5 protein-coding genes are annotated in these 4,488 nt (G+C 67.6%); 4 read left to right on the top strand and 1 reads right to left on the bottom strand.

What is annotated here, in order from left to right:
* From ACE3TU_RS19310 to ACE3TU_RS19300, 3 genes are all read left to right on the top strand, one after another.
* Positions 1–401: substrate-binding domain-containing protein (locus ACE3TU_RS19310; RefSeq protein WP_374627196.1), on the top strand; the 401-nt coding region annotated here is incomplete at its 5' end.
* A 62-nt stretch (positions 402–463) separates the two neighbouring features.
* On the top strand, positions 464–1,243 hold the full coding sequence (locus ACE3TU_RS19305) for an ATP-binding cassette domain-containing protein (protein WP_374627194.1): 780 nt from the start codon (positions 464–466) through the stop codon (positions 1,241–1,243).
* Positions 1,240–2,292 carry an ABC transporter permease gene (locus ACE3TU_RS19300; RefSeq protein ID WP_374627192.1) on the top strand — a complete coding sequence of 351 codons (1,053 nt, stop codon included), beginning with the start codon at positions 1,240–1,242 and terminating at the stop codon, positions 2,290–2,292. The genes ACE3TU_RS19305 and ACE3TU_RS19300 overlap by 4 nt, the downstream gene beginning before the upstream one ends.
* Before the next feature lie 63 nt (positions 2,293–2,355).
* Here ACE3TU_RS19300 and ACE3TU_RS19295 read toward each other — a convergent pair whose 3' ends face one another.
* On the bottom strand, positions 2,356–3,375 hold the full coding sequence (locus tag ACE3TU_RS19295; RefSeq protein ID WP_374627190.1) for a LacI family DNA-binding transcriptional regulator: 1,020 nt from the start codon (positions 3,373–3,375) through the stop codon (positions 2,356–2,358).
* Positions 3,376–3,500: 125 nt separating this feature from the next.
* On the opposite strand from ACE3TU_RS19295, the gene ACE3TU_RS19290 reads away from it, so the two are divergent.
* Positions 3,501–4,460 carry a hypothetical protein gene (locus tag ACE3TU_RS19290; RefSeq protein WP_374627188.1) on the top strand — a complete coding sequence of 320 codons (960 nt, stop codon included), beginning with the start codon at positions 3,501–3,503 and terminating at the stop codon, positions 4,458–4,460.
* The last annotated feature ends 28 nt before the right edge of the window (positions 4,461–4,488 follow it).

Raw genomic sequence — 4,488 nt, 5'->3', positions numbered from 1 at the left:
AGCTGCAGAGCCCGGAGGGCCTGGGTACCGATCCCAATGTCGGCATCCCGGTGATAACCGCTGCCATCGCCGCCAATCCCGACGTGAAGCTGATCGCCTATCCCGGCGGCCAGCCGCTCGGCAACGCCGCCACCTACATGCAGGCCGCCGGAAAGAAGGCGGGCGACATCGTCAATATCGGCTTCGATACCAGCCCGCAGATCATCGACGCGTTCAAGAACGGCTGGGTCCAGCTCACCTCGGACCAGCAGCCGTTCCTGCAGGGCTACATGCCCATCCTCTCGCTCTGCCAGCAGGTCGTGTACGGGCTGGGCAGCATGAACGTCGATACCGGCGCCGGGTTCGTCACGCCCGAGAACTACGAAGCCGTCGCCGCACTGGCGATCGAGGGTCTTCGCTGACGTCGTTCTCCCCGGGGCCCGGCCGCAGGGTCGGGCCCCTCCCTGTCTTTGCGCGAGGGGCCATGAGCAATCGGATCATCGAGCTCAGGAACATCACCAAGTCCTATGGACAGGTCTACGCCCTGGGCGGGGTCGACCTGCATGTCGACGAGGCCGAGGTGGTGGGCCTTGTCGGCGACAACGGCGCCGGGAAATCGACGCTGATCAAGATCCTGGCCGGGGCGGTGCCCCCGACGACCGGTGACATCCTGGTGCGCGGCAAGCCGGTCACCGGCTGGAACGCCGCCAAGTCGCGGCAGGCCGGCATCGAGACGGTCTTCCAGGATCGGGCGCTTGCCGTGCAGCAGACCATCACCTGGAACATCTTCATGGGGCGCGAGATCGTCGGACCGCTCGGTTTTCTGAGGGTGCGCAGGCAGCGGGAGGAAGCATCGCGGCTGATGCGCGAGATCGGCTTCACCTCCAAGGTCTTCGGGCCCAACTCGATCGTCGGCCAGCTGTCGGGCGGCGAACGGCAGGGCGTTGCCATTGCCCGCGCCATCTACAACCAGGCCGATCTCATCATCCTCGATGAACCCACCACGGCGCTCTCGCTCACCGAAACCGCCAAGGTCTTCCATTTCGTCGAACAGGCGAAGGCCGCCGGGCGGTCGATCCTCTTCATCGGCCACAACATCCACCACGTCTACGACATCTCGGACCGCTTCGTGGTCCTCGATCGCGGCCGCGTCGCGACCCAGATCGGCAAGACCGAGCTCGGTTCGGCCGAGGCCCTCATCAAGTTCATGGAAGAACTCGCCCACCCCACCGAAGGCGGGGCACATTCCGGAGATGCCGCATGACCGACCATTCCAACGACGAGGCACCGGCTCGGCGCACGCTCGATGCCAATGCCGTGCGCCGCCTCGCCGATGGCCGGCACGCCGACCAGTCGCGGCTGCGCCGCTTCCTCATCGACAATCGTCCGGCACTTGGCTCGCTGCTCGTCTTCCTGCTGATGGTGACCGTCTTCTTCATCGGCAATCCCGCCGTCTTCTCGCAGTGGAGCATCTATCGCGCCGTGCTGATCGGCCTGCCGGTGGTGCTCTTCGTGGTGGTGCCGCTGGTCTACGTGGTGACGGTGGGCGAGATCGATCTCTCCTTTCCCGCGACCATCGGCATGACCGGCTGGGTCTTTGCCCTGGTGGTCCAGGCCGGCTTCGATCCCTTCCTGGGCCTGATTGCCGCCATCATCGCCGGGCTCGTGCTCGGCCTCTGCGTCGGCTGGCTCGTGGTCTACGCCAACCTCTCCTCGCTGATCGCCACGCTCGGCATGAACTTCATGATGCGTGGCCTCATACAGATCCAGACCGAGGGGCGGTCCATCGCGCTGGTCACCCTGCCGCAGAGCTGGGCCTACAAGATCTTCGCCGGCGAACTCTTCGGTATTCCGCTGCAGGTCTTCTGGGTCCTGCTGTTCGTCGTGGTCTGTTCGCTCATCTATAACCGCCACCGCTTCGGTGTGCGCGTGCACATCGTCGGCGACAATCCCGACGCCGCCCAGCAGATGGGTATCGATGTGCGAAGGGTGCGGCTGCAGACCTTCGTCTTTGTCGGGCTGGGCGCCTCGCTGGCCGGCGTCTTCGCCGTCTTCATCAACTATACCTGGTGGCCCACCTCCGGCGAAAGCTTCCTGCTCCCGGGCCTGGCGTCGGTCTTTGTCGGCGGCACCGCGCCATGGGGCGGCATCGGCACGGTCATCGGCAGCGCCATCGGCGCCTTCACCGTCTCGTTCATTCAGACCGGTGTCGTCGGGGTAGGGTTGTCGGGCTTCTACGTTCAGTTCTTCTACGGCCTGATCATCATTCTCTCGCTGCTCGGCCATCGCTGGAACCAGGTGCGCTACCGCTGAGCAGGACGACCGCGTCGCGGAGCCGTCGGCTCACCGAGGTCGGATGGTGATCGGGAGGTGGAGTCAGCCCGCCGGCAGCGATCCCCGGCGCAGGAGTGGCATCGGAACAAGGGTTTCGCCCTCCGGCCGGCTGGGCTCGAGCAGCAGACGCACCGCTTCCTGCCCCATCTGCTCGTGCGGCAGCCCGATGGTGGTAAGGCCCGGCCGGAGGTAGGAGGCGAGTTCGTCATTGTCGAACGAGACGAGCCCGATATCGGCCGGGATCGCCAGTCTCGCCTCGCCGATCGCCTGATAGGCGCCGAAGGCCAGCCGGTCGTTGAGGCAGAGGATCGATCGCGGTCGCCCCGCCTGCAGCAGCTTGCGGGCCAGGTCGTAGCCATGGCCCGGCTCCCAGTTCCAGCAGCTCAGTTCGGCCGCGAAGCGCAGCCCGTGCTCGGCCATGGCATCGCGGACGCCGCTCAGTCGTCGCGCGATCGGCTCGGAACGGAACAGCCCGCGCTCCTCCTCCGCATTGTGGCCGAGCAGCACGATGTCCCGCGCCACCCCGGCCTCGACCAGCAGCTCGACCGCAAGCCGCCCGCCGGCATATTCGTCGGGCAGCACCGAGGTCGGAAAGCGGGCGCTGGTCCCGTTCAGCATCACCACCGGCGCCGGGATGGCGAGATCCGGCACGAACACCTCGCGCGCCCGCATCGCCGCGAAGATGATGCCGTCGACCTGCCGGTCGAGCGCGGCCTGCACGGCCTGCACCTCGCGCGCCGGTTCGCCGCCGGTTTCGAGCACCAGCATGACGTGGCCGGCCTGGTCGGCGGCCGCCAGCGCACCCCGGATCAGGCCGCTGGCGAAGCGTGTCGTCGCCACGTAGTCGGAAATGAAGGCGATCGAACGCGACTTGTCGGTGCGCAGCGCCCGCGCCGCCACGTTCGGCCGGTAGCCCAGGCTCGCCGCCGCCGCGTGCACCCGGGCGTGCGCCTCGGCCGACAGCCGCGTGTCCGGCCGCCCGGTGAGAATCATCGAGGCCGCGGTGGAGGACAGCCCCGCCAGCCGGGCAACGTCTGCCAGCGTCACGCGCTTCTTGGCCACCCTGTTTCCCTTTTTCCTTCGCAGCCGGAACCAACAACGGGCATGATATGCACTAGCGGCGAGCCCATCGCTTGACAACCTATCACGTCCGGGGCATCTGCTAAAACCATTTAGCAGAGGTGGCGATGGCTTTTCGGCTGGACGACGACTGGGTGTGGGATTTCTGGCTCGCTGATGACGGCGCCACCTACCACCTCTACTTCCTGCACGCTCCCCGGTCGCTGGGCGATCCGCACCTGCGGCACCGCAATGCCCGCATCGGGCACGCCACTTCGCCCGATCTGGTCACCTGGACCAGCCATGGGCGCATCTTCGAGACCGGCGCTCCCGGCAGCTTCGATGCGACAGCGACCTGGACCGGCAGCGTCGTGCGCGGCGACGACGGGCTGTGGCGGCTGTTCTACACCGGCTCCCGCTTCCTCACCGAGGATAGCAACGCCAATGTCGAAACCATCGGCCTCGCCACCTCGACCGATCTCCACTCCTGGACCAAGCAACCGGGGCCGGTCGTCGTCGCCGACCCCACCCACTACGAGGTGCTGGGCAGCTCGTCCTGGCCGGAGGAGGCCTGGCGTGACCCTTGGGTGTTCCGCTCCGGGCACGATGGCCTGTGGCACATGCTCGTCACCGCGCGTGCCGGCCACGGCACCGAGCCCGATCGCGGCGTCGTCGGCCACGCCGTCTCTTCCGATCTCGCAACCTGGCAGGTGCGCCCCCCGCTGAGTGCGCCGGGCAGCGGCTTTGCCCATCTCGAGGTCTTCCAGCTGCTCGAAATCGCCGGCCGCCGGCATCTGGTGTTCTGCTGCGACGCGGCCAAGCTCGCCGGTCACCGCGCCGGGCAGACGGGCGGCATCTGGAGCCTGCCGGTCGGCGAGTTCCCCGGGCCGGTCGATCCGCGGAAGGCGCGTCTGCTCGTCAGCGAGGACCTCTATGCCGGCCGGGTGGCCTTCGATCGGGCCGGACGCCCGATGCTGCTGGCCTTCCACAATGCCGGTGCCGACCGGCCGTTCAGTGGCGGCATCTGCGACCCCTTGCCCCTCGCCGTCGACGCCGACGGCTATCTGCAGCTGGACCGGCCGAAGTGAGCGGGGACATCTCCGGCTCGGTCGAGCC

Source organism: Devosia sp. (assembly GCF_041917035.1).
Lineage (GTDB): Bacteria > Pseudomonadota > Alphaproteobacteria > Rhizobiales > Devosiaceae > Devosia_A.
The sequence above is the reverse complement of the archived record's forward strand: the minus strand, read 5'-3'. Positions and strand labels throughout refer to the sequence as shown.

Bases quoted from the DNA above. Each gene is read 5' to 3' on its own strand.
- ACE3TU_RS19305 (WP_374627194.1), top strand. From the start codon at position 464: ATGAGCAATCGGATCATCGAGCTCAGGAACATCACCAAGTCCTATGGA.
- ACE3TU_RS19300 (WP_374627192.1), top strand. From the start codon at position 1,240: ATGACCGACCATTCCAACGACGAGGCACCGGCTCGGCGCACGCTCGAT.
- ACE3TU_RS19290 (WP_374627188.1), top strand. From the start codon at position 3,501: ATGGCTTTTCGGCTGGACGACGACTGGGTGTGGGATTTCTGGCTCGCT.